The following is a 22,466-nucleotide window of genomic DNA, read 5'->3' as shown; positions in this document are numbered from 1 at the left end:
CCCTCGGCCCGAGCGGCCTGCGTGCACCGTACCGCGCCGCCCCGCGGGGCCGTGAAACGACACCGCCCGCCCAGGCCACGACGGGCCTGGACGGGCGGTGGAAGCGCTGGGCGCGCTAGGCGCGGCCGGGGCCGCTTACTTCTTGTTACGACGCTGAACGCGAGTGCGCTTGAGAAGCTTGCGGTGCTTCTTCTTGGCCATACGCTTGCGACGCTTCTTGATGACAGAGCCCACGGAACAACCCTCGCTCACTGAGACTCTCGCCCGTGAGAGACGGAGTCCATACGACTGACGTGAGGGCCTAGCCTACCGTCGATGGTGCGAAGGCCGTAATCGTGTTCCCCGGGACCGGGAAACTCGCGGGAAATCCACGGCGAACGGGGGCGGGTCCAACGGTCGTGGACCCGCACCCGCGCGCCGCCGCTACGCGCTCTCGAGCCGCACGTAGGACTCCTTGAGGTACTCGTGCACCGCCTGCTGGGGCACCCGGAAGGACCGTCCGACCCGGATGGCCGGCAGCTCTCCGCTGTGCACCAGCCGGTACACCGTCATCTTGGACACCCGCATGACCGCGGCGACCTCCGCCACGGTCAGGAAGACGACTTCCTGAAGGGGGCGCTCGACGGAACTCATGACCATCACCCGACCCTTACCCGTGTGCAAGGCACCGGCTTCCCCTCCGGTGACTCCACCGGCACACGTGTATCCCCAGAGTAGTTATGGGTGGTACCAGTGGGAAGAGGGGAAGTGCAGTCCTCGTACGGTGGGAGATAGGACGGTTGCAGTACGTCGCCGCTCTGCGGATGGCACCGCCCGGCGTACGCACCTCCCGGGCTGGGCACTTCCGGGACGGCGGGTTCAGGCCAGCAGTCCGTGGTGGGGGAACACCGCGCGGCGGGTGGCGAGGATGGCCTGATCGAGTCGGTCGGCCGGATCGTAACCCGAGTCGAAGTCGCGCCAGGCCGGGCGGGCGCCGTCGGTCATCCGCAGCGGGGCCGGGCGGCGGGTGCGGCGGTAGACCTCGGCGCGCCAGGACTCGGGGGTCTCGGTGGCCGGGTCGACGGGCCGGGCGGCGGCGGTGGCGACCAGGTGGGTCCAGGTGCGCGGGACGACGTCCACCACCGCGTAGCCGCCCCCGCCGGTGGCCACCCAGCGGCCGCCGGCGTGCTGGTGGGCGAGGTCGTGCAGCGCCTCGGCGATCAGCCGCTGGGCGTCCACGGTGACGGCGAGGTGGGCGAGCGGGTCCTCCAGGTGGGTGTCGGCGCCGTGCTGGGTGACCAGGACCTGCGGCCGGAAGGCGTCGAGCAGTTCGGGCACCAGGGCGTGGAAGGCGCGCAGCCAGCCCGCGTCGCCGGTGCCCGCGGGCAGCGGCAGGTTGGCGGCGGAGCCGGGGGCGTCCTCGCCGCCGGTCTCGATCGACCAGCCGCTCTGCGGGAAGAGCGTGGCGGGGTGCTCGTGCAGCGAGACGGTGAGCACCCGGGGGTCGTTCCAGAAGGCCGCCTGGACGCCGTCGCCGTGGTGGACGTCCACGTCGACGTAGGCGACCCGCTCGGCGCCGAGTTCGAGCAGCCGGGCGATGGCCAGCGCCGGGTCGTTGTAGACGCAGAAGCCGGAGGCCTTGCCGGGCATCGCGTGGTGCAGTCCGCCGGCGAAGTTGACGGCGTGCGGGGTCTCGCCGCGCCAGACCGCCTCGGCGGCGGCCACCGACTGGCCGGCGATCAGCGCGGAGGCCGAGTGGATCGCCGGGAAGGACCAGTTGTCGTCGGTGCCGAGTCCGTGCAGCGGGTCGGAGCGGTCGGGGTGGGCGGCGGCGTTCCGGACCGCCTCGACGTACTCCCGGGTGTGCACCAGCCGGAGGGTGGAGTCGCCGGCGGGCGGAGCGGAGCGGACGGTCACCCCGGGGCCGGTGTCCAGTCCGAGGGCCTCGACCAGACGCATGGTGAGGGCCAGCCGGGTCGGGTCCATCGGGTGGCCGGGGCCGAAGTCGTAGGCGGTGACGGCCTCGTCCCAGAAGAGGTGCAGGCCGCAGGGGGTGTCACGCTCGGCTTCGGGCATGGCCTCCACCGTAGCGGGTGGCGGTGGCCGGGCCGCCGTCAGGGCGCGCCGGGGCGGCGCTCGTGGGGACGGCCGGGCGGCAGGTGCGCGATGAAACTACGGAAGTTGTGGGGCGACTGTGGAGGCGGGTGTTGAGGCGGTGCAGACAAAAGCTTTGCGACTCCATATCCTCTCCGCCATGAAGCCATTCAGCGTGCAACGCCTTGGGGTAATTCTCGCTGCAATACTGGGTTTTGGCGTGTTCTTTGCCGCCCAGCCGGCCTCCGCCGCGGTCAGCGGCACCACCTTCGCGGTCGACAAGTCGACGGCGAAGGCGGGAGACCAGCTGACCCTGACGCTGTCGCTCACCAACAGTGAGAACAGTCCCATCTACTTCGCCTACGAGGCCGTCCAGCCGACCTGGCCGGCCAACACGCAGGCCGGAGCGTTCACCATCACCGGCTGCACCGGTGACACCTCCGACTGCGCGTTCACCGGGAACAGCGCCAACTTCCACTTCAACGCGCCGATCGCACCTGGCGCGACGAAGAGCGTCACGCTCACCGTCAAGATCACCGACACCCCGGCGTGGGGCACCGCCCCGTACACGCTGAACTGGGCGCCGTACGTCTACTACGAGTTCGGCCAGGTGGGCACCACCGGCACCGCCAAGGACCAGACCTGGACCTTCGGGGTGCCCTCGCTCCAGACCGTGATCAGCTGACCCCCGTCCCGTCGAACGCCCCCGCCGTCACCCGACGGCGGGGGCAAGGGCTTTCCGGCAACGGTTGAAGATGGCGTGAAGGAGCCGCAGACGCGGCCTTCACAACTCCCTATTCTCATCCGCCATGAAGCCATTCAGCGTGCAACGCGTCGGGGTAATTCTCGCCACGGTACTGGGACTTGGCCTGATCTTCGCCGCCCAGCCGGCCTCCGCCACCACCCGCGACGACGGCGTGATCACCGGCGTCTCGGCCTCCGTCGACAAGAAGACGGCGGCACCGGGCGATGAACTGACCCTGACCCTCTCCCTCACCAACACCGAATCCGCCCCCATCACCTTCGCGTACGAGTGGATCGGGCCGAGCTTCCCCTCCAACCAGCTGACCGGCGCGTTCACCTTCACCGGCTGCGGCGGGGACCAGGTGGACTGCGTGTTCGGCGGCAACTCCGTCAACTTCCATCCCACGGTGCCGATCGCGCCGGGCGCCACCCGCACCGTCACGGCCACCGTCAAGATCACCTCCACACCGCCCTGGACCGGGTCGTACACACTGAACTGGGCCCCGTACGTCTACGCCGAGTACGGCTACCCGGTCGTCAAGACCAGGAGCGGCCCCTTCCTCGACGGCATGCCCGGCCTGCAGACCGTGATCAGCTGACCCCCGCCCCTCCGACCGCCCCCGCCGTCACCCGGCGGCGGGGGCCGGGACCGTCACCCGGCGGCGGGGGCCACCGCCTGCGCCTGCGCCGGCGCCGGCGCGAAGCGGTCGGCCAGCGGCAGGACGGCGAGCACCAGCAGCATCGGGGCGAGCAGCGCCCAGCGGTACGAGCTCGCGTCCGCGATCGCCCCGACCAGCGGCGAACCGACCAGGAAGCCCACGTAGTTGAAGAGGTTGAGCCGGGCCACCGCGGCGTCCGAGTCGGCCGGGAAGAGCCGGCCGCCGGCCGCGAACACCTGCGGGATGATCGCGCAGATGCCGAAGCCCAGCACGGTGAAGCCGGCGATGCCCGCCCAGGCGGCGGGCGCGACCGCGGCGAGGCCGAAGCCGAGCGCGGCCAGCGCGGCACCGACGCGGACCACCGGGACGGCGCCGAAGCGCTGCACCGCGCGGTCGCCCAGGGCCCGGCCGAGCAGCATCGCGACCATGTAGCCCAGGTAGGAGAGCTTGGCGAGGTCCTCCCGGCTGCCCAGCCCGTCGGTGAGGTACTTGACGCTGTAGTTGGAGACCGAGGAGTCCGCGATGTACGCGAAGGCCATCGCCAGGCAGAGCGGCAGCAGCGGACGCCAGGGGACGGACCGGGCGGCGGCCTCTGCGGCCTCCCGGACGGCGTCGCCGAGTTCGGCCGGACCGGCGAAGAAGGCGCCGGCCAGCAGGGCGAGCGGGGCGATCACGGCGGCGGCCGTGCCGAACAGCAGCGGCAGCCCGAGGTCGTAGTGCGAGCCGAGGCCCGCGAGGGCCGCGCCGAGGATGCCGCCGAGGCTGAACGCGGCGTGGAAACCGATCATGATCGAGCGGCCGTAGCGGTGCTGGAGCCCCACCCCGAGCATGTTCATACTGGCGTCCAGCGCGCCCACCAGCAGCCCGAACGCGCCCAGCGCCAGGGCGAGTTGCCACAGTGCCCCGCCCAGTCCGGCGGCCGCCAGGCTCAGGCAGACGGCGGGCTGGACCACCCGCAGCACGGCCCGCGCGCCGGTGCGCTTCACCAGCCGCTCGGAGGCGATCGACCCGGCCCCGGCCAGCACCGGCACCGCGGCCAGGAAGACCGGCAGCAGCCCGTCGCTCAGCCCGTACCGGTGCTGGATCTCCGGGATGCAGGTGACCAGCAGGGCGAAGGTGACGCCCTGGAGCAGGAAGGCGGCGGCGAGCGCGGCCCGCCCGGTGCGCAGACCGGGCGCCACCGGGGACGGCGACGCGGCGGGCGGAACGGGCGGGACCACGGGCGGGGCGGCACTCAAGCGGACCTCCAGGCGGACTCCACACGAACCGCGCTACCGGCCGGTAGGACGATGTTGGCGAGAGCGTAGGGGGTGCGCCGCGATTACGGGAGGGGTCGCGCAGCGGTCATTTCCCGCCCGAGGCCAGCTCCCGGGAGCGGTCCCGGGCCGCCTCCAGGGCGCCGAGCAGGGCGGCCCGCACCCCGTGGTTCTCCAGCTCGCGGATCGCCGCGATGGTCGTGCCGGCCGGGGAGGTGACCGCCTCGCGCAGCTTCACCGGGTGCTCGCCGGAGTCCCGCAGCATCACCGAGGCGCCGATCGCGGACTGCACGATCAGGTCGTGCGCCACCTGCCGGGGCAGCCCGAGCAGGATGCCGGCGTCGGTCATCGCCTCCACCAGGAAGTAGAAGTAGGCCGGCCCGGAGCCGGACAGCGCGGTGGCCGCGTCCTGCTGGGACTCGGGCAGCCGCAGCGCCTTGCCGACCGAGCTGAAGATCTCCTCGGCCCGCGCCAGGTGCTCCTCGCCCGCGTGCGAGCCCGCCGAGATGACGCTCATCCCCTCGTCCACCAGGACCGGGGTGTTGGGCATCACCCGGACCACCGGGGTGCCCGCCGCGAGCCGCTCCTCGAACCAGGCGGTGGGAACGCCGGCCGCGGCCGAGATCACCAGCCGGTCCGCGCCGACGTGCGGGGCCAGCTCCTCCAGCAGGGCGCCCATGTCCTGCGGCTTGACCGCGAGGATCAGGGTGTCGGCGAGCTTGGCGGCCTCGGCGTTGGAGACGGCCACCACGCCGTAGCGGTCGGCGAGTTCGGCCGCTCGCTCGGGACGGCGGGCGGTCACCAGGACGTCGGCCGGGTCCTTGCCGGCCCGCAGCAGACCGGAGAGCAGGGCCTCGCCGATCTTGCCGGTGCCCAGGAAGGCGATCTTCTGTCCGTGTGCTCCGCTGCTGCCCATGGTCCGCTCCCGCTCCTTGCCTCGGTACTGCCGCCATCCTCGCACCGCCCGGCGGCCCGCGCGGGGATCGTCCGCTCCGTGGTCGCCGCCCGCGCGGGGACCGTCCGCTCCGTGGTCGCTGCCCACCCGGCCGCCTGCCGGAGGACAGGCCCCTAGGGAGAAATCTCGGGGGTTTCCCCTATGGCCTCCCGGCTCCCGCGGGCGCACCGTGGAGCCATGGCACACGACGAAATGTCCCGACGTGAGAACCGGCAACTCGCCGTCGCCTCGGCGACCGTGGGCCCGTGGCGGACCGCCGCGGGGGTCGGTGCGGTGGTGGGGGCGACGGCCCTGGGGATCGATGCGATCACCGGGGACTGGTCGCTGAGCATGCTGGCCTCACCGGCCGGCTGGGGCCTGTTCTTCTTCTTCCTGGTCGGCACCGTCGGCGGCCGGCTGCGGCGCGACACCACCGACCGGAGGCTGCGCCGCTGGGCGAACGAGCACCCCTGGCAGTCGGCGCTCCCGGCCGCCGGCGGGCTGCTGGTCCTGAACACGCTGGCCCAGCTGTTCCTCGGCGACGAAGGCCTGTTCGGCGCCTTCTTCATCTCGCTGCTGCCGGCCGGCCTGCTGCTGGCGATCGCCGGGGTGGTCGGCTCGGTCAAGCAGGCCCGCGGCAAGGACTGAGCGGGCGCCCGCACCGGCGCGCTTCCGGACGAACGGCACCGGTCCCGCGGACGACGCACAGGTGTTCACCACACGGTGTGCCCCCGATCGACGGATCGTCAGACCCCGTCGGCATACTGGCGCGATGCCGATCGCCGAAGAACCGGAACCGCGCCCCGCCGGGGGCGACGAGCCGAACGGGTCCGACCCGTCCGGGGCGGGCCGGAAGGACCCGTTCGCCGACCTCGTCCTGGACGAGGAGTTCGTCCGCAGCGCCACCGTCAAGGAGCAGAGCGGGCGCACCCGCATGCTGTCCGCCCGCTGGAAGCACACCCCGCCGGTCGATCCGGGCGGCCGCCGCTCGGTCAACGACGGCCCCCCGGCGCGCGGGCACCGCTTCCGCCGCAAGCCCGTCCGCAAGCCCGTTCGCCCGGCGCGGGCGGTCGACGCGTGGGGCGACCCGCGTCCGCGCCGCCGCCTGGAGTGGCGCACGCCGCTCTACGTCCTGCTGACCGTCGCCGTACTGCTCGTGGCACTGAACATCGACGGGCTGAAGCTCTGGTACTCCACCCACTTCGGCTACGCCTCCGACCACCCGGTCTCCGCGAGCCCGGCGGCGGAGCGCGACGGACGGCAGCCGACCCCCGACCACCCGTGGGCCGGCTCCCCCGCCGAGGACTGGGCCGCCGGCACGGACGGGATCGAACTGCCGAAGACCCCCCGGGCCACCGGCGCGTTCGGTGCCGACGAGGTGGCCGCCCGGCTGCAGTCGGTGCGGGCCTACCTGGCGGCGGCCCACCTGGACCCGAAGGTGGTGTCCGGCGGCCGCCCGGACGCCGCGCTGGCGATGCTCGACGGCCGCACCCGGGAGGCCGCGGCCGCGTCGCTGGACCACCCCTCGGCGACCAGTGACCCCACCGCCTGGTTCACCCGCTTCGACCCGCGGGAGGCCGTCCCGGTCACCGACGTGGTCAAGGTGCGGGGCCGGATCGACGTCACGGCCGACGGGGAGAACGGCGTCCTGATGCGGGCCGACGTCAGCTACGTGTACGCGCTGCGCCCCGGCCCGAAGACGGCCGACCAGGCGGCCTCGGCGAACGGCTCCGCGGACCTCGCGGAGACGGTCCGGACCATCGTCCGGCAGGTGGACACCTTCCACTTCTACGACCCGGCCAAGTACCAGGTCGATCCGGGGAAGCTCGCGATCGACGAGACCGTGGAGAGCTTCGGCAACAGCACCTGCGGCCGCTACGACGGCTTCCTGCACCCGGAGTTCGACCGGTCCACCCGGCCCGGCCCGGTACCGACCGGGCCGACCGCGGACCCGTACGACCGGGACCGGGTGCCGCCGGGCACCGGGAACTGCGGCTCCGCCAGCCGGACCTGACCGCCGTCAGCGCTTGCGCTTGGCCCGGCCCGGCGCCTTGGTGTCGGGCCGGCGGCCGCGGCCCGCCTGGCGCTTCTCGTACTGGGCGACGGCCCGCTCGTGGGCGGCCCGCCGGACCGCCTCGCCGGGAGCCTCGACCAGGCTGCGGACGAAGTAGGCGGCCAGGCTGCCGGCCCCGCCGATCAGCCAGACCGCGCCGAGCGACTTGTCCTCGGCCATCCAGCCGGTCAGCTGGTCCCGGCCCTCGGTGAGCACCTTCCAGGTGCGCCGTACGGCCATCATCGAGCAGACCGCGATGGCGGCGGTCAGCAGCCCGTTGAGGAAGGTGCCGTCCTCGGAGAGCGCGATGCCCTCGATGCCGAAGCGCAGCACCAGCACGGCGGCGGCGGTCGCGGCCAGGGCACCGGCCGAGACGCCGACCCGGCGCAGCCAGTAGCCGTTGTCCCGGTTGAGCCAGGACGTGCCGAAGAAGCGGATCGGCTCCGGCTCGGGGGCGCCGGCGGGAGTGGGGGGGGGGGGGGGGGGCTGCTCGCTCACGCCGTCGATTATCACCCGACCGCCGCACACGGCGGAGGAGCCGTCCCGGCCGGTGGGACGGCTCCTCCTCGTTCCGTACGGGCCCGGTGTTCCGGTTCCGTGCGGGCCCGGTGTTCGCCTCGGGCTCAGCCGAGCTTGGACACGTCGCGGACGGCGCCCTTGTCGGCGGAGGTGGCCATCGCGGCGTAGGCCCGCAGGGCCTGGCTGACCTGGCGCTCGCGGTTCTTCGGCCGGTAGCCGCCCGTGGCCTCCAGGACGCGGCGGCGCTCGGCCAGCACCTCGTCCGGGACCTCCAGGGAGATCCGGCGGCCGGGGATGTCGATGGCGATGGTGTCGCCGTCCTCGACCAGCGCGATGGTGCCGCCGGAGGCCGCCTCCGGGGAGGCGTGGCCGATGGACAGGCCCGAGGTGCCGCCGGAGAAGCGGCCGTCGGTGACCAGCGCGCAGGCCTTGCCCAGGCCCCGGCCCTTCAGGAAGGAGGTCGGGTAGAGCATCTCCTGCATGCCCGGGCCGCCCCTGGGGCCCTCGTAGCGGATGACGACGACGTCGCCCTCCTTGACCCGCTTGGCGAGGATCGCCTCGACCGCGTCCTCCTGGGACTCGACCACGACGGCCGGGCCGCTGAAGGTCCAGATCGACTCGTCCACGCCGGCGGTCTTCACGATGCAGCCGTCCTCGGCGAGGTTGCCGTACAGCACGGCCAAACCGCCCTCGACCGAGTAGGCGTGCTCGGCGCTGCGGATGCAGCCCTTGGCCGAGTCGGTGTCCAGCGACTCCCAGCGCTCGGACTGCGAGAAGGCCTCGGCGGAGCGGACGCAGCCGGGGGCGGCGTGCCACAGCTCGACGGCCTCGGCGGACGGCGAACCGCCGCGCACGTCCCAGGTCTTGAGCCACTCGGCGAGCGAGTCGGCGTGCACGGTGTGGACGTCCTCGTTGAGCAGCCCGGCCCGGTACAGCTCGCCGAGGATGGCCGGGATGCCGCCGGCCCGGTGCACGTCCTCCATGTAGTACGAGCCGTTCGGCGCGACCTTGGACAGGCAGGGCACCTTGCGGGAGATCGCGTCGATGGCCCGCATGTCGAAGTCCAGCTCGGCCTCCTGGGCGGCGGCGAGCAGGTGCAGGATGGTGTTGGTCGAGCCGCCCATGGCGATGTCCAGGGCCATGGCGTTCTCGAAGGCGGCGCGGGTGGCGATCGCCCGGGGCAGCACCGAGGCGTCGTCACCGCCGTAGTAGCGGTTCGCGATCTCGACGACGTTCTGCCCGGCCCGCTCGTACAGGGCCCGGCGGGCGGTGTGGGTGGCGAGCACCGAGCCGTTGCCCGGCAGCGAGAGGCCGATCGCCTCGGTCAGGCAGTTCATCGAGTTGGCGGTGAACATGCCGGAGCACGAGCCGCAGGTGGGACAGGCGTTCTCCTCGATGATCGCGATGTCCTCGTCGGAGACGTTCTCGTTGACCGCCTGGGAGATCGCGTCGACCAGGTCGAGCTTGCGCACGGTGCCGTCGACCAGGGTGGCCTTGCCGGCCTCCATCGGGCCGCCGGAGACGAAGACGGTCGGGATGTTCAGGCGCAGCGCGGCCATCAGCATGCCCGGGGTGATCTTGTCGCAGTTGGAGATGCAGATCAGGGCGTCGGCGCAGTGCGCGTTGACCATGTACTCGACCGAGTCGGCGATCAGGTCGCGCGAGGGCAGCGAGTAGAGCATGCCGCCGTGGCCCATCGCGATGCCGTCGTCCACGGCGATGGTGTTGAACTCGCGCGGGATGCCGCCCGCCTGCTTGATCGCCTCGGAGACGATCCGGCCGACCGGCTGGAGGTGGGTGTGCCCGGGGACGAACTCGGTGAAGGAGTTGGCCACCGCGATGATCGGCTTGCCGAAGTCCTCGCGGGCTACGCCGGCCGCCCGGAGAAGCGCCCGGGCGCCTGCCATGTTGCGACCGTGGGTGACCGTACGGGACCTCAGCTCGGGCACTGTGCTCCACTCCTTCGGGGCTCTCGCGGGCACCCCGCTGCTGGGAGGGTTCGGGGGCCGCTGTGGGTACCGAGCCTACGCCCGCCGTCCGGCCGGCGGACGGTCCGTCCGCGATGCGGGCAGGCGGGGACGCGGGCGGGCGGGCAACGATGCGGGCGGGCGGGCAGCAACGCGAGCGGACGGCGGTGCGGGCAGGCAGCGGACGGCGGTGCGGGCTCCGGGCGTCAGCCGGGCTTGACGGCCACGGTGAGGTCCAGGCTGAACGGCTCGACCACGACGCCGTCCGGGAACGCGGCGACCATGGCCTCCCGTTCGGCGGCCAGCACCGGCGCGCGCTCCTCGGGGCTGAGCGAGGCCAGGTAGGAGCGGGAGGTGAGGTCGGTGAGCACGTGCTCGACGGTGACCCGCCGCTCCCAGCGCAGTGCCGTCCGTTCGACCACGAGGCCGGCCGGGGCGAAGTGCCCGACGTGGCCGCTGATCCCGCCGTAGCCGTGGAAGCGGCCGGGGAGGGCGGCGGCCATCCGCTCGCTCCTGGCCCGGATCCACGGCACGGTCTCGTCGTACACGTTCCACCAGGCGGCGACGGCGCCCCCGGGCCGCAGCACCCGGACCGCCTCGGGGACGGACTTCTCGGGGTACGTCCAGTGGAAGGCCTGGGCGTAGGCGACCAGGTCGACGGACCCGTCGTGGAAGGGCAGGTCGTCACCGGTGCCCCGGACCAGCGGCAGGCCCGGCGAGGAGGCCAGGAACCGGGCGGCCATCCCGGGGCTGGGCTCGACGGCGACGACCTCCGCGCCACGCGCGGCCAGCAGCCGGGTGGCGATGCCCGTCCCGGCGCCGACGTCCAGGACCCGGGCACCGGCGAGGCCGCGACCCCAGAGCCGCTCCAGCGCGTCGAACAGCTCGTCGGGATAGCCGGGGCGGCCCTGCTCGTACTCGGCGGCGACCCCGCCGAAGCTCGCGGCGGCCTCGCGGTAGTTCCGACTCTCCGTCATGCGTCCCCCTTCGTACGGCAGTTGACGCCCGGGCGGACCGGACGGCTCAGCGTACGCGCGAGGGGGTGGCCAGGTGCAAGCGGGTAAAAGCGAGGGCCTCGGCCAGGTCGGCCTCGCGTTCGGCGGGGGAGGCCGAGCGGCGGGTGTTGACCTCCAGCACCACGTGGCCGTCGAAGCCGGTCCGGGCGAGGTGCTCCAGCAGCTCGGCGCAGGGCTGCTTGCCGCGGCCGGGGATCAGGTGCTCGTCCTTGCCGGAGCCGCTGCCGTCGGCCAGGTGGACGTGGGCGAGCCGGTCGCCCATCCGCTCGACCATGGCGAAGGTGTCGATCCGGGAGGTGGCCGCGTGCGAGAGGTCGATGGTGAAGTGCCGGTACTCCTCGTCGGTGACGTCCCAGCCGGGGGCGTACGCGAGCATCTCGCGGTCGCGGTAGCGCCACGGGTACATGTTCTCGACGGCGAAGCGGACGTCGGTCTCGCCCGCCATCCGATGGATCCCTTCGACGAACTCCCGGGCGTACTGGCGCTGCCAGCGGAACGGCGGGTGGACGACCACGGTGCTCGCGCCGAGCTTCTCGGCCGCCGCCCGGGCCCGGACCAGCTTGGTCCACGGGTCGGTGCTCCACACCCGCTGGGTGATCAGCAGGCAGGGCGCGTGCACGGCCAGGATGGGCAGCCGGTGGGCGTCCGAGAGCCGGCGCAGGGCGTCGATGTCCTGGCTGACCGGGTCGTTCCAGACCATCACCTCGACCCCGTCGTAGCCGAGCTTGGCGGCCAGCTCGAAGGCGACGGCGGTGCTCGCCGGGTACACCGAGGCGGTGGACAGCGCCACCTTGGTGTCCGGGATGTGCAGGGCCGGGTGCCGGGGCAGCACCAGCCGGTCGGTGGTGCGCAGCAGCGGCGGGCGGGCGGCGTCCCGCTTGGCGGCCTTGACCGAGCGGACGGACTGGACGGCGGCCTTGGCGGCGCCGGCGGCCCGGGCGGTGCGGGTCTCCTTCGGGGCGGCCTTGGCGGCGGGCTGCTTCGTCTTCGGGGCGGGCTGCTTCGCGGTGGACTGCTTCGTGGTGGGCGTCTTCGCCGTTCTCGCCGTCTTCGCCGCGGCGGTCTTCGCGGTGCGCTGGGCGGCCTTGACCGCCTTCGAGGCCTGCTTGGCGGCCTGGGCGGCGGTGGCGCCCGTGACCGCCTTGCCGAGCCTGCGGCGCGGGCCGTCCGGCCGCGACTGCCCGCTCCCGGGAGTGCGGTCCTCCTGCGTTCCGTCCTCGCCCGCTGGTTGCACCACGGGAGACAGCGTATGCGGAGCACGCGGCGAACGGGGCGGGATGACCGGCGCAGTGACCATCGGCACGTTGCCCCGGGGCGGTCGGTCGGCGGTCGGTCGGGACGGGTCCGGACGACTGTCCGGGCGGCCGCCCGCGTGCGCGCCCCGGGGTGCGCGCCCGGCTTACGGGGTGAGCGCCGGGCGGCGGCGGTCGGCCGGGCTGTCCATGGTGTCCAGGCGGCGCAGGATGATGCCCTCGCGCAGCGCCCACGGACAGACGTCCAGCTCCTCCAGCCCGAACAGGTCCATCGCGGCATCGGCGACCAGCGCGCCGGCCAGCAGCTGCTTGGCCCGGCCCTCGGAGACTCCGGGGATCCGGGCGCGCTCGGCGACGGTCATCGCGGACAGCCGGGGCAGCCAGGCGGCCAGCCCGCTGCGGGTGAGCCGGCGGTCGGTGTACGGACCGGCGTCGGCGGGGGCGGCGCCGGTCATCCGGGCCAGCTGCTTGAAGGTCTTGGAGGTGGCGACCGCGTGCCGGGCCGGGCCGAGCCGGGTGATCTCGCCGACCACGGTGGCGAGCTCGGCCCGGATGTGGCGTCTCAGCTCGCGCAGCCCCTCCGGGTCGGCGACGTCCCCCGGCAGCCAGCGGGCGGTCAGCCGGCCGGCGCCCAGCGGCAGCGAGCAGGCGACGTCCGGCTGCTCGTCCAGGCCGCAGGCGATCTCCAGCGAACCGCCGCCGATGTCCAGGTTGAGCAGCCGGCCCGAGGACCAGCCGAACCAGCGGCGGACGGCCAGGAAGGTGAGCCGGGCCTCGTCCTGCCCGGAGAGCACGCGCAGCTCGACGCCGGTCTCGGCGGCCACCCGGCGCAGCACCTCCTCACCGTTGGCGGCCTCGCGCACGGCGGAGGTCGCGAACGGGAGGATGTCGACGACGCCCTTGTCCTCGGCGACCCGCAGCGAGGACGCGACGTGGCCGACCAGCCGCTCGACCCCGGCCTCGCTTATCGCACCGTCCTCGTCCAGCAGCTCCGCCAGACGCAGCTCGGCCTTGTGCGAGTACGCGGGCAGCGGAGCAGCGCCCGGATGGGCGTCCACCACGAGGAAGTGGACCGTGTTGGAACCTACGTCGAGCACACCGAGTCGCATAACTCTCCACGCTACGCGATCCGGGCCCTGGTGAGAGGGGGTGCGACGGTATTCGCGCCGGTCCGCAACCGGTCCGCGGGCCGGTGGGCGGGCCGGTCTTCCGGCGGTCCGCCGTCCGTCAGAGGAGGCCGTCCCACAGCTGCTCGACGATGACGGCCCACCAGTTCTCCGGGTCGGCGAAGACCGTGCCGTCCACGGCCGCCAGCGCGCGCTGCAGGGCGTCCACCGCCCCGCCCGCGGCCACCGGGTCGAGCCCGCGCAGAGCCGGCCACCAGCCGGCGAACACCTCCAGGCAGCGGACGAAGGCGCGCAGGTCCGCGTTGCAGTGGCGGGCGGTCGCGTAGTCCGGGTCCACCGCACGGACGGCGCCGTCCACCGGGTCGAGGGCCAGCAGCGCCCAGCCGTCCGTCCCCAGCACCAGCTGCCCGGCGAGCGCCAGGCGCTCCCGCTCGGCCACCCGGGTGCCGCGGCCGAGTCCGGCCAGGTGCGCGGCGAGCGGGGGCAGGACGGTGCCCTGGCGGGTGCCGTCAGCGATCGCCTCCGCGCCCGGGTGGTGCAGCGCGAAGAACCCCGGCACGGCCACCGGGACGCCCACCGCTAGCAGCAGCGCGGCCGCGTCCCCGGGCAGTTCGGCGCGGGCGACGTCGGCCGGCTCGAAGCGCTGGACACCCGCCGGGCCGAACCGCTCCGCGAGCCGGGCGGCGAGCGCGGCGTCGGGCTCGCCGGATGTGCCGGGAGCGCCGGATGCGTCACACACCGCGCGGGGGAAGGGCACCCGGTTGCGGGCCGGACCGTCCGGCGGCGCGGGCAGCGCCCGTACGGCGGCGGCCCGGTGGTCGAAGCGCGGGCCGTACGGAAGCTCGAAGTCGACCTGAACGTCCGGCAGTTCGGCGGCCAGCGCGTACGACCAGTAGCCGCCGGGCAGGGCGCTCGGCCGCAGGTCGGTCCGGACGGCCAGCACGTCCTCGGCGGCGACGCCCTGCTCGCGCAGCCACCACCAGCCGCGCAGCGCCGGGTGCGGCAGGCCCGCCGCGGACCGCAGGGCCAGCGACCGCTCCTCGCCGGTGCCGTCCCGGTAGGTCAGCTCGGCCCTGGCGCCCCGGCCGGTCGCCGGCGGGAGCGTCGGGTCGTAGCCGCCCGCGCCGACGAAGTCCCGGTACAGCCCCACCACTTCGTCCACCGGCACCGAGGGCCACACCGTGAACCGCCCGCTCTCCCGGTCCACCACGGCGCAGGCCGCCCCCACCTCCTCGGGCGCCCGCCGCTCCCCCGTCCGCGGGTCGACCACCACCCGGGCGGGCTCCGCCCACACCACCCAGCCGAGCTCGAACTCATGGGTGCACACCCGCCGCACCACCCCGGCCCCCTGCGGCAGATCCCCGTTGATCCACCGCTGTCCCGCCTCCACCGCCTGCGCCCGCGAAATCATCCGGCCCTCCCCGACCCCGACCCTGCCCGACCCGCGACCCTACGCCCCCACCGACTCCCCGCCCCGCGCAGGAAGTCGGCCCGGCCGACTTCCTGCGCCTCCCCCACGAGGTATGCGACGACCGGCCTGCACGCCCTTACTGGCCCACACCCCCTGCACGAAAAGTCGGCCCCGCCGACTTCTGGCGTAGCTCCCTCTGCCGCCGACCCCACCCCTCCGCGCACGAGAAGTCGATCAGCCCGACCTTCCATGCACCCCCGGGAGACGCCCCACACCTCCCCCGCGCACGAAAAGTCGACCCCGCCGACTTCCTGTGCAGAACCCGGACAAATACGACGGCCGGCCTACCTGGCCCCAGGTACACCCTGGCCCGGCCAGCCCGAAAGCGCATAGGAAGTCGGCCCAGCCGACTTCTCATGCGAGCCCGTCCAATGCACGCGCGAGGGATATGACGGTCGGACTACATAGATCGCCGCCGGCCTCGCCTCTCTGCGCACGAGAAGTCGACTCCGCCGACTTCCTATGCAGTGCCTGGTGGACCTCGACCTGGCCGGCTCGATAGCGCACAGGAAGTCGGCCGGGCCGACTTCTCGCGCGGGCTACCCCCGGTTCCCGTGTGGCGAATATGGCGACCGGTCTACAGATTTCTCCGCAGAAGGGGTGTCGTGTGCGGCTGCGCAGGAAGTCGGGCGGGCCGACTTCCTGCGCGGGGTGTGGGGTGCGGGTCAGTGGCGCAGGTCAGGCGGCGGGGGTGAGGGGGAGGGGGCGGCCTTCGGGGGTGAGGGCGATGGCCCAGAGGCCGTGGGTGGCGGGGTGGAGGGGGGTGGGGGCCTGGCGGGCGAGCTGGTGGTCGAGGTAGGTGACGGCGTCCTGGTGGTTGACGGCGTTCCAGGCGTGCGGACGGCCGTAGGCGTCGAGGGTGAGGAGCACCGCCTGCGAGCCGTGGCCGGCGCGGCGGAGGTCGTCGGCGAGGCGGTCGAAGGCCGGGGCGCCGTCGCCCAGGTCCCGGAAGGGGGCGCCGAGTTCGCGTTCGGCGCGGTCGCGGCCCCCGCGTTCGCCGGCGTCGCCCTCGGTGGGGATGCGCGGGGCCGCGCAGGTGGGGCGGCCGGTGTAGCACTCGACCGCCGAGAGGGCGATCTCCAGGCTGTTGTTGGCCCGGCCCGGTTCGCGGTGGCCGCCGTCGTTGACGGCCTCCGCCCAGCCGCCGGCGGCCGGGTCGGGGTGGCGGGCGGGCAGGCCGTCCGCGTCCCGGGGGGCGCGGCGTTCGAGTTCGGCCTGGTGCTCCGGGTCGACCGGTGCCAGCCCGCCCGGCAGGCCGTACGGACGGCTGTCGGCGATGCTGCGCGGCCGGAACGCCGGATCCTCCGGCTGGGCTCCGCGCCGGGCGCGCAGGGCGAGTTGGAGGGCCATCGCGTGGGCGGTCGCAACCGGGACCGCGCCCCAGGCGAGGGTCGGGTCGGCGGGGACCGCCGCGTTCTCCCGCCGTCGGGCCTCCACCGGGTGCGCCTCGGGGCGGCCGATCACCGGGGTGGTCCCGACGACCGGGGGCACGGCCGGGGAAGGCGGCGCGGTGTGGACCGGCGGCGGTCCGACGACCGGGTGCGGCGCCGCGCCGACCGGGGTCCGGGCCACCGGCGCGCCGGTCGGCGGCCCTCCAGCGGCCGGCCCACCGCCCACCACGCCGCCGGGGCCGCCTGGACTGCCGGTCGCCCCCGCCCCGACGCCGCTGCCGAACGGGGCCGCCACGTTCGCGGGTCCGCCGCCGGTGCCCGCCAACGGCCCCGGCCCGACGGTGGCGACCGGACCGGCCGCCTGGTACGCGCCGTACGCCGGGGTCCCGAACTGCCCGGGCACCCCGACCGGCCGGACCGCCGAGGGGGTCTCCGGCGCCGGGCCGTACGCGGGTCCTCCGGTGGACGGTGCGGTGACGGGCGCGATGGCGGGCGCGGCCGGCGCGCTCACCGAGTCCGTCCGTACGGCCACCGGCCCGCCCGTGCTCCCGCCGCTGTGCGAGGCAGCCGCGGGCGCCTGGAGCGGGTAGTCCCCGTCCGACCAGCCCGCCGACCCGCCGCTCTGCCGGGCCGGCGCGGCAACGGCCGGTACCGGCGGTGCCCAGTCACCGCCGCCGCCACCGCCCGTCGCCCGGTGCTGCCCCGGAGAGCCCCCGGCCACCACGGAACCGCCCGCCGACGCGCCCACGGGAGCGCTCGCCGCGCTCGCCACGTCCGGCCTGCCGACGACCGCCCCCGGGTCCGCCACCGCGACCGAGGCCACCGTCACCGCGCCCGGCGCCGTCGGCACCGTCGGCCCGTCGGGCACCGCACCCGCGAGCGGCTTGTCGCCACCCGGCCCGACCGCCGACGGCCCGACCACCCCCGGCCCGTCCGCCCCCGGTGTCAGCCCGGCGAGCGGCACCCCGCGGAGCGCCTTGCCGTCCTCGTCGGTGAGCACGGGCTGCCCGTGCTCGTCCAGCCGGACCGCCAGGTCCGCCACCCCGACCACCGGCTTGCCGTCCGGCCCCGGGACGACCAGCAGCCCGGTGGCGTCGGCCACCGGCGTGCCGTCGCCGCGGAGGATGACCGGCTGCCCGTCCGGGCCGAGGACGGGCTTGCCCTGCTCGTCCACCTTGACCGTCAGCCCGGGCACGCCGACCAGCGGCTTGCCGTCCTTCCCCGCGAGCAGCACCAGCCCGGAGCCGTCGGCGCCGAGCACGCCCGGTTCGCCTAGGGCGGCGGGCAGCCCGGCGGCGAGCGGGTCGAACGCGCCGTTGCGGTACGAGGCAGCGGTGACCTCCGTCCCCGGCGTGCTGCCGAGCTTCAGCAGGGCGACCGCGGCCGGCTCCTCGAGCACGCCGGACAGGGCGTCCTTCATGGCGCGGCCGAGTTCGGCGAGCAGTCCGCCGATCTTCAGCGCGGCGGTCTCGACGGCGACGGCCGCCACGCCTGCCGCGACCTGCTCCGTGGCGGCGTTCTCCACCGTGGCCGCGAGGCCGCCGACGGCCTTCCGCAGTCCGCCGACCACCCCGTTCCCGACCACCTCGCTCCCGGCCACCCCGTTCCCGGCCGGGTCGCCGCCGGTCGCCGCCGCGGCGATCTTGCCGGCCGCCTCCTTGGCCTTGGCCGCCTGCTCCTCCGCCTGCCGGAGTTCGGCGGCGAGCTGCCGCAGGGTCGCGATGATCTCGGCCTTGCAGGTGTCCACGGCCCGCGCGGACGTGTCGAAGGCCCCGGCGACCAGCCCGACCGCGCTGTGCGCGTCGTCCAGGTGACCCTTGCCGCCGCCGCTGAAGGCCTGCCAGTACGCGCCAAAGGCCTCGACCGCGTGGCCGGAGTTGTCGGCGGTGACCCGCCGGACGGACTCGCCGCAGCGGCGGGTGAGCCGGTCGGCCTCCTTGCCGAACTCGCGCCAGACTCCGGCGGCCTTGCGCAGGCCCTCCTCGTCGGCCTGCGGCCACAGCCGGCCGGTCCGGGCCAGCACCGGGACCAGTTCCTCGGGCAGTTTCCGGGACACGCGCTTCCCCCTTCGAGCCGGGCTTCGGGCCGGGTCCGTCAGACCGACATGTCCTTGGGGACGGCGGGCACCACCCCGGGGGTTGCCCCCGGCACCCCGGGAACTCCCGCGACCCCCGGCACCGCCGTCGCCCCGAACCCGCCCGCCGCCGCGCTGTCCGCGTCCGCCGTCCGCGCGGCCATCGTGTGCAGCCCGGCCCCGACCCCGGCCACCCGCCCGGCCAACCCCCGCAGCCCGCCGACGAGTTCACCGCGCGCCTGCCCGTACACGGTGGCGAACCCGCTGCCCGGCTGGTCCGCGCCCCAGGGGGCGCCGAGCGCGGCGAGGCCCTGCTCCAGGGCGGCGACGGCCTTCGTCAGTTCGCCGCCGAGCTTCTCGAACTCCCGGCCCTCGCCGTGCAGTTCCCACGGCTTGAGGACGAACTCCCCGCCCGCGCCGCCGGACGCCCCGGTGCTGCCGCCTGCCATCCCCGTACCTCCCCGTAGCGGTCCCGTCGCGGACCCCGCCGCGGACCGGCCGCCATCCTAGGCGCGCCCCCGGGCCCGCCCGCAGCGCCCGACGGACCTCTTCACCCCGCCTTCACCCCGGCCGACCCCACCACCACCGACCCCGCCCCGTGCTCCGCCGGGCCCCGCCGCAAACCCGCCCCGACCCCACCCCCGACCCCGCCACCGGTCCCGCCACCGCGCTCCCGCCCCCGAAAGCTCTACCCTTGCCGGGTGGCACCAGCAGAAACGTCCAAGAAGAAGTCCAAGGCGAAGCCCAAGGCCTCCCCCGCCCCCGTCGACCTCGCGATGCCGAGCCTGCGCCGCGAGATCCCGCGCGACGAGGTCCCGCTGGACTTCGCCCGCGCCTGGGTCGAGTTCGCCGACCCCGCCGACGAGGAGCAGGTCTTCCGCTGCGACCTCACCTGGCTGACCTCCCGCTGGTCCTGCGTCTTCGGCCAGGGCTGCCACGGCATCCGCGAGGGCCGCGGCGAGTCGGACGGCTGCTGCACGCTGGGCGCGCACTACTCGGACGAGGACGACGAGAAGCGCGTCCTGGGGCACGCGACCCGGCTGACCCCCGAGCTGTGGGAGAACTTCGCCGAGGGCACCGACGCCAAGGGCCGGATCGTCTCCGACGGCGGCATCACCATGCTGGACGAGGACGGCGACCGCCAGACCCGCCGGGTCGGCGGCGCGTGCATCTTCGTGAACAGCCCGGACTTCGCGGGCGGCGCCGGCTGCGCCCTGCACGCGCTCGCCCTCAAGGAGGGCCGCGAGCCGCTGGAGACCAAGCCGGACGTCTGCTGGCAGCTGCCGATCCGCCGCACCTACGACTGGATCGACCGCCCCGACGACACCCGCTACCTCCAGGTCACGATCGGCGAGTACGACCGCCGCGGCTGGGGCCCGGGCGGCCACGACCTGCACTGGTGGTGCACCGGCGCCCCGGCGGCCCACCAAGGCGCGGACGCGGTGTACGTCAGCTACCGCCCCGAGCTCACCGAGCTGATGGGCCGGAAGGGGTACGAGGTGCTGGCCCGGCTGTGCGAGGAGCGGATCGCCACCAAGGGCGACCGCAAGGTGGCCCCGCACCCGGCGGACCCGGTCAGGAAGTCCAAGAAGGACTGACCCGCCCCCCTGGTGCCCGCCCCCGGTGCCCGCCCCACGCGGCGGCACCGGCCCACCCGCCGGCACCGGCCCCCGGCGCCGGCCTACTTGTCGATGTCCCCGACCACGAAGAACATCGACCCCAGGATCGCCACCATGTCCGCGACCAGCGTCCCCGGCAGCAGCTCGGTGAGCGCCTGGATGTTGTTGAAGGACGCCGACCGCAGCTTGAGCCGCCACGGCGTCTTGTCGCCGCGCGAGACCAGGTAGTAGCCGTTGATCCCGAGCGGGTTCTCGGTCCACGCGTAGGTGCTGCCCTCGGGTGCCTTGAGCACCTTGGGCAGCCGCTGGTTGACCGGGCCGGGCGGCAGCGTGGCGAGCTTGTCGAGGCAGGCGTCGGCGAGGTCGAGCGCGTTGAGGGTCTGTTCCAGCAGGCACTCGAAGCGGGCCAGGCAGTCGCCCTCCTCGCGGGTGACCACGGTGAGCACCTGCCGCAGTTCCTCGGAGCCGTACGCCAGGTACGGCTCGTCGCGGCGCAGGTCGAGGTCGAGGCCGCTGGCCCGGGCGATGGGGCCGCTGACGCCGTACGCCTCGGCCTGCGCCCGGGTGAGGACGCCGACCCCGGCGGTGCGGGCGCGGAAGATCTCGTTGCCGAGGACGAGGTCCTCGAAGACGGGCAGCTGCGAGCGCACGGTGGCGACGGCGGTGCGGACCCGGCCGAGCCAGCCGGCCGGCAGGTCCTCCTTGAGGCCGCCGACCCGGTTGAACATGTAGTGCATCCGGCCGCCGGAGGCCTCCTCCAGCACGTGCTGGAGGTCCTCGCGGCCGTTGAAGGCGTGGAAGACCGGGGTGATCCCGCCGAGCTCCAGGGGGTACGAGCCGAGGAACATCAGGTGGTTGAGCACCCGGTTGAGTTCGGCGAGCAGGGTGCGGATCCAGACCGCCCGCTCCGGGACCTCCATGCCGAGCATCCGCTCGACGGCCATGACGACGCCGAGTTCGTTGGAGAAGGCGGAGAGCCAGTCGTGCCGGTTGGCCAGCATGATGATCTGCCGGTAGTCACGGGCCTCGAACAGCTTCTCCGCGCCCCGGTGCATGTAGCCGATCACCGGCTCGGCGCTGACGATGCGCTCGCCGTCCAGCACCAGCTTCAGGCGCAGCACGCCGTGGGTGGCCGGGTGCTGCGGGCCGATGTTGAGCACCATGTCGGTGGTGCCCGCCGCGCCGGTGAAGTTCTCGGCTCCCGCCCCGATGCCGACCGTGGTCTCCCTCATGCCCCCAGAGTCTGCCATCCCGGCAGGCCCGCCAAGCTCACCGCCCCAACGATCTCAAGGGGCGTCATGCGGACAGCCTGCACCAGCCACCCGAAGGCGCCCAGCCCGCCCGGGTCGGTCAGCTCGGCCCCCTCCCCCGCCCCGCTGAGCGCCCGCAGGTAGCCGACGGGGTCGCTGGTGGCCAGCGCGAGCGCCGGGCGCCCGCCGCTCACGCCGAGCGCCCGCAGCGCCTCCCGCTGCGTTGTCCACAGGCTGTGGAGACCGGGCACGGCGACGGAGTCCAGCGCGACGTGCGCGGTGACGTCGCAGGAGCCGTCCGGCACCGGGGCCACCTCCCGGCCGTCCCGGAAACCGGCGTACGTGCCGAACGGCGGCCGCCGCCCGGCGGTGTGCCCGTAGTCGACGGCGACGGCCAGGCCGCGCTCCAGCCCGGCCACCGCCCGCGCCCAGGCGGCGTCCCGGGGGCCGCCGAACTCCACGGCGTCGCCGGGCTCCGCGACCGGCCACCAGCGGCCGGCCCAGGCCGCGTCGGCCGCCGAGACCGGCTCGCCGAGGCGGGTCCCGCCGGTCGCGGTGTCCACCTCGACGTAGCGCAGCACCCCGTCCTCGTCGACCTCCCCGGCGTCCAGCGGGACGTTGTCCAGCCACTCGTTGGCGAACAGCAGCCCGGTCACCCCGCGCGGCGGCCGGTCCGTCCACAGGGCTGTGGACGGCAGGCCGGCCGGGCGGTCGGCGACCTCCACGCCGTACGGGCGCAGCCGCGCCAGCACCTCCGCGGGCAGTTCGGCCAGGACGCCGGTGAGCAGTTCGCCCCGCCCGGCCCCCATGTCGACCAGGGCCAGCTCCTCCGGACGACCGAGGGCCTCGTCAACCTCCAGCAGCAGCCGGGCCACCGCACGGGCGAACCTCGGCGAGGCGTGCACGGAGGTGCGGAAGTGGCCGGCGGGGCCCTCCGGCCTGCGGTAGAAGCCCTGCCCGGGGTCGTACAGGGCCCGTTCCATGGCGGGCGCCCACCGCATCCAAGTCATGGGGCTGGACGCTACCCGGCGCCCGGTCGACCCTCCCCATCGGATCGGGT

Annotated in this window: 20 protein-coding genes; 5 read left to right on the top strand and 15 right to left on the bottom strand. The window is 74.6% G+C overall.

Annotation, left to right across the window (positions count from 1 at the left end; genetic code table 11):
* Positions 1–135: 135 nt before the first annotated feature.
* The 3 genes from ACFRQN_RS08735 to ACFRQN_RS08725 form a co-directional block, all read right to left on the bottom strand.
* Positions 136–234: a 30S ribosomal protein bS22 gene (locus ACFRQN_RS08735; RefSeq protein ID WP_003948845.1), complete on the bottom strand. Its 99-nt coding sequence runs from the start codon at positions 232–234 to the stop codon at positions 136–138.
* 189 nt (positions 235–423) lie between these two features.
* Positions 424–633: a helix-turn-helix domain-containing protein gene (locus ACFRQN_RS08730; protein ID WP_045699258.1), complete on the bottom strand. Its 210-nt coding sequence runs from the start codon at positions 631–633 to the stop codon at positions 424–426.
* A gap of 225 nt (positions 634–858) precedes the next feature.
* The gene (locus ACFRQN_RS08725; RefSeq protein WP_049652196.1) at positions 859–2,055 is read right to left on the bottom strand and encodes an acetoin utilization protein AcuC; all 1,197 of its coding nucleotides are present in this window, start codon (positions 2,053–2,055) and stop codon (positions 859–861) included.
* 238 nt (positions 2,056–2,293) lie between these two features.
* Between ACFRQN_RS08725 and ACFRQN_RS08720 the strand changes: the two genes are divergently transcribed.
* Positions 2,294–2,758: a DUF11 domain-containing protein gene (locus ACFRQN_RS08720; RefSeq protein ID WP_049652197.1), complete on the top strand. Its 465-nt coding sequence runs from the start codon at positions 2,294–2,296 to the stop codon at positions 2,756–2,758.
* Between the two features lie 124 nt (positions 2,759–2,882).
* Entirely contained in the window at positions 2,883–3,416 is a 534-nt protein-coding gene (locus tag ACFRQN_RS08715; RefSeq protein ID WP_380739280.1) for a hypothetical protein, read from the top strand.
* A gap of 53 nt (positions 3,417–3,469) precedes the next feature.
* On the opposite strand, the gene ACFRQN_RS08710 is transcribed toward ACFRQN_RS08715, so the two are convergent.
* Both ACFRQN_RS08710 and proC read right to left on the bottom strand, forming a co-directional pair.
* A complete protein-coding gene (locus ACFRQN_RS08710) occupies positions 3,470–4,645 on the bottom strand; it encodes an MFS transporter (protein WP_074004056.1) in 1,176 nt (391 codons plus the stop codon).
* 175 nt (positions 4,646–4,820) lie between these two features.
* Positions 4,821–5,648, bottom strand: coding sequence for a pyrroline-5-carboxylate reductase (gene proC / locus ACFRQN_RS08705; protein WP_049652199.1), 828 nt, complete (start codon positions 5,646–5,648; stop codon positions 4,821–4,823).
* Positions 5,649–5,864: 216 nt separating this feature from the next.
* Here proC and ACFRQN_RS08700 point away from each other — a divergent pair, with 216 nt between their 5' ends.
* Entirely contained in the window at positions 5,865–6,314 is a 450-nt protein-coding gene (locus ACFRQN_RS08700; protein ID WP_147409126.1) for a hypothetical protein, read from the top strand.
* A gap of 124 nt (positions 6,315–6,438) precedes the next feature.
* Entirely contained in the window at positions 6,439–7,680 is a 1,242-nt protein-coding gene (locus ACFRQN_RS08695) for a hypothetical protein (protein ID WP_380739278.1), read from the top strand.
* Positions 7,681–7,686: 6 nt separating this feature from the next.
* Here the strand turns inward: ACFRQN_RS08695 and ACFRQN_RS08690 are convergent, their stop codons facing one another.
* The 8 genes from ACFRQN_RS08690 to ACFRQN_RS08655 all read right to left on the bottom strand — a co-directional run bounded on the left by ACFRQN_RS08690 (position 7,687) and on the right by ACFRQN_RS08655 (position 18,986).
* Complete coding sequence (locus ACFRQN_RS08690; protein WP_380739276.1) at positions 7,687–8,217, bottom strand: hypothetical protein; 531 nt, start codon at positions 8,215–8,217, stop codon at positions 7,687–7,689.
* Between the two features lie 125 nt (positions 8,218–8,342).
* A complete protein-coding gene (gene ilvD, locus ACFRQN_RS08685) occupies positions 8,343–10,187 on the bottom strand; it encodes a dihydroxy-acid dehydratase (protein ID WP_049652202.1) in 1,845 nt (614 codons plus the stop codon).
* A 224-nt stretch (positions 10,188–10,411) separates the two neighbouring features.
* Positions 10,412–11,182: a class I SAM-dependent methyltransferase gene (locus tag ACFRQN_RS08680; RefSeq protein WP_074004028.1), complete on the bottom strand. Its 771-nt coding sequence runs from the start codon at positions 11,180–11,182 to the stop codon at positions 10,412–10,414.
* A 46-nt stretch (positions 11,183–11,228) separates the two neighbouring features.
* Positions 11,229–12,056, bottom strand: coding sequence for a sugar phosphate isomerase/epimerase family protein (locus tag ACFRQN_RS08675; protein WP_380739298.1), 828 nt, complete (start codon positions 12,054–12,056; stop codon positions 11,229–11,231).
* 564 nt (positions 12,057–12,620) lie between these two features.
* Positions 12,621–13,583, bottom strand: coding sequence for a Ppx/GppA phosphatase family protein (locus tag ACFRQN_RS08670; protein ID WP_049652204.1), 963 nt, complete (start codon positions 13,581–13,583; stop codon positions 12,621–12,623).
* Between the two features lie 118 nt (positions 13,584–13,701).
* Positions 13,702–15,012 carry an SUKH-4 family immunity protein gene (locus ACFRQN_RS08665; protein WP_380739273.1) on the bottom strand — a complete coding sequence of 437 codons (1,311 nt, stop codon included), beginning with the start codon at positions 15,010–15,012 and terminating at the stop codon, positions 13,702–13,704.
* A 738-nt stretch (positions 15,013–15,750) separates the two neighbouring features.
* Positions 15,751–18,519 (bottom strand): toxin glutamine deamidase domain-containing protein, encoded by a 2,769-nt coding sequence (locus ACFRQN_RS08660; protein WP_380739271.1) that lies wholly within the window; start codon positions 18,517–18,519, stop codon positions 15,751–15,753.
* A gap of 38 nt (positions 18,520–18,557) precedes the next feature.
* Positions 18,558–18,986 (bottom strand): hypothetical protein, encoded by a 429-nt coding sequence (locus tag ACFRQN_RS08655; RefSeq protein WP_380739269.1) that lies wholly within the window; start codon positions 18,984–18,986, stop codon positions 18,558–18,560.
* Positions 18,987–19,238: 252 nt separating this feature from the next.
* On the opposite strand from ACFRQN_RS08655, the gene ACFRQN_RS08650 reads away from it, so the two are divergent.
* Entirely contained in the window at positions 19,239–20,135 is an 897-nt protein-coding gene (locus tag ACFRQN_RS08650; protein WP_074001694.1) for a hypothetical protein, read from the top strand.
* 83 nt (positions 20,136–20,218) lie between these two features.
* Here ACFRQN_RS08650 and ACFRQN_RS08645 read toward each other — a convergent pair whose 3' ends face one another.
* Together ACFRQN_RS08645 and ACFRQN_RS08640 are read right to left on the bottom strand one after the other, a co-directional pair.
* Positions 20,219–21,388: an NADH-quinone oxidoreductase subunit D gene (locus ACFRQN_RS08645; RefSeq protein ID WP_049660332.1), complete on the bottom strand. Its 1,170-nt coding sequence runs from the start codon at positions 21,386–21,388 to the stop codon at positions 20,219–20,221.
* The gene (locus tag ACFRQN_RS08640) at positions 21,385–22,416 is read right to left on the bottom strand and encodes an SAM-dependent methyltransferase (RefSeq protein WP_380739267.1); all 1,032 of its coding nucleotides are present in this window, start codon (positions 22,414–22,416) and stop codon (positions 21,385–21,387) included. The genes ACFRQN_RS08645 and ACFRQN_RS08640 overlap by 4 nt, the downstream gene beginning before the upstream one ends.
* Between the last annotated feature and the right edge of the window lie 50 nt (positions 22,417–22,466).

It is taken from the genome of Kitasatospora sp. NPDC056800, assembly GCF_042789775.1.
GTDB lineage: Bacteria > Actinomycetota > Actinomycetes > Streptomycetales > Streptomycetaceae > Kitasatospora.
Note: the sequence above shows the minus strand (reverse complement) of the source record. Positions and strands in the feature narration are given on the sequence as shown.

Coding starts and splice junctions, on each gene's coding strand:
- ACFRQN_RS08695 (WP_380739278.1), top strand. CDS start 6,439: ATGCCGATCGCCGAAGAACCGGAACCGCGCCCCGCCGGGGGCGACGAG.
- ACFRQN_RS08700 (WP_147409126.1), top strand. CDS start 5,865: ATGGCACACGACGAAATGTCCCGACGTGAGAACCGGCAACTCGCCGTC.
- ACFRQN_RS08665 (WP_380739273.1), bottom strand. CDS start 15,012: ATGATTTCGCGGGCGCAGGCGGTGGAGGCGGGACAGCGGTGGATCAAC.
- proC (WP_049652199.1), bottom strand. CDS start 5,648: ATGGGCAGCAGCGGAGCACACGGACAGAAGATCGCCTTCCTGGGCACC.
- ACFRQN_RS08680 (WP_074004028.1), bottom strand. CDS start 11,182: ATGACGGAGAGTCGGAACTACCGCGAGGCCGCCGCGAGCTTCGGCGGG.
- ACFRQN_RS08645 (WP_049660332.1), bottom strand. CDS start 21,388: ATGAGGGAGACCACGGTCGGCATCGGGGCGGGAGCCGAGAACTTCACC.
- ACFRQN_RS08670 (WP_049652204.1), bottom strand. CDS start 13,583: ATGCGACTCGGTGTGCTCGACGTAGGTTCCAACACGGTCCACTTCCTC.
- ACFRQN_RS08725 (WP_049652196.1), bottom strand. CDS start 2,055: ATGCCCGAAGCCGAGCGTGACACCCCCTGCGGCCTGCACCTCTTCTGG.
- ACFRQN_RS08730 (WP_045699258.1), bottom strand. CDS start 633: ATGAGTTCCGTCGAGCGCCCCCTTCAGGAAGTCGTCTTCCTGACCGTG.
- ACFRQN_RS08655 (WP_380739269.1), bottom strand. CDS start 18,986: ATGGCAGGCGGCAGCACCGGGGCGTCCGGCGGCGCGGGCGGGGAGTTC.
- ACFRQN_RS08715 (WP_380739280.1), top strand. CDS start 2,883: ATGAAGCCATTCAGCGTGCAACGCGTCGGGGTAATTCTCGCCACGGTA.
- ACFRQN_RS08640 (WP_380739267.1), bottom strand. CDS start 22,416: ATGACTTGGATGCGGTGGGCGCCCGCCATGGAACGGGCCCTGTACGAC.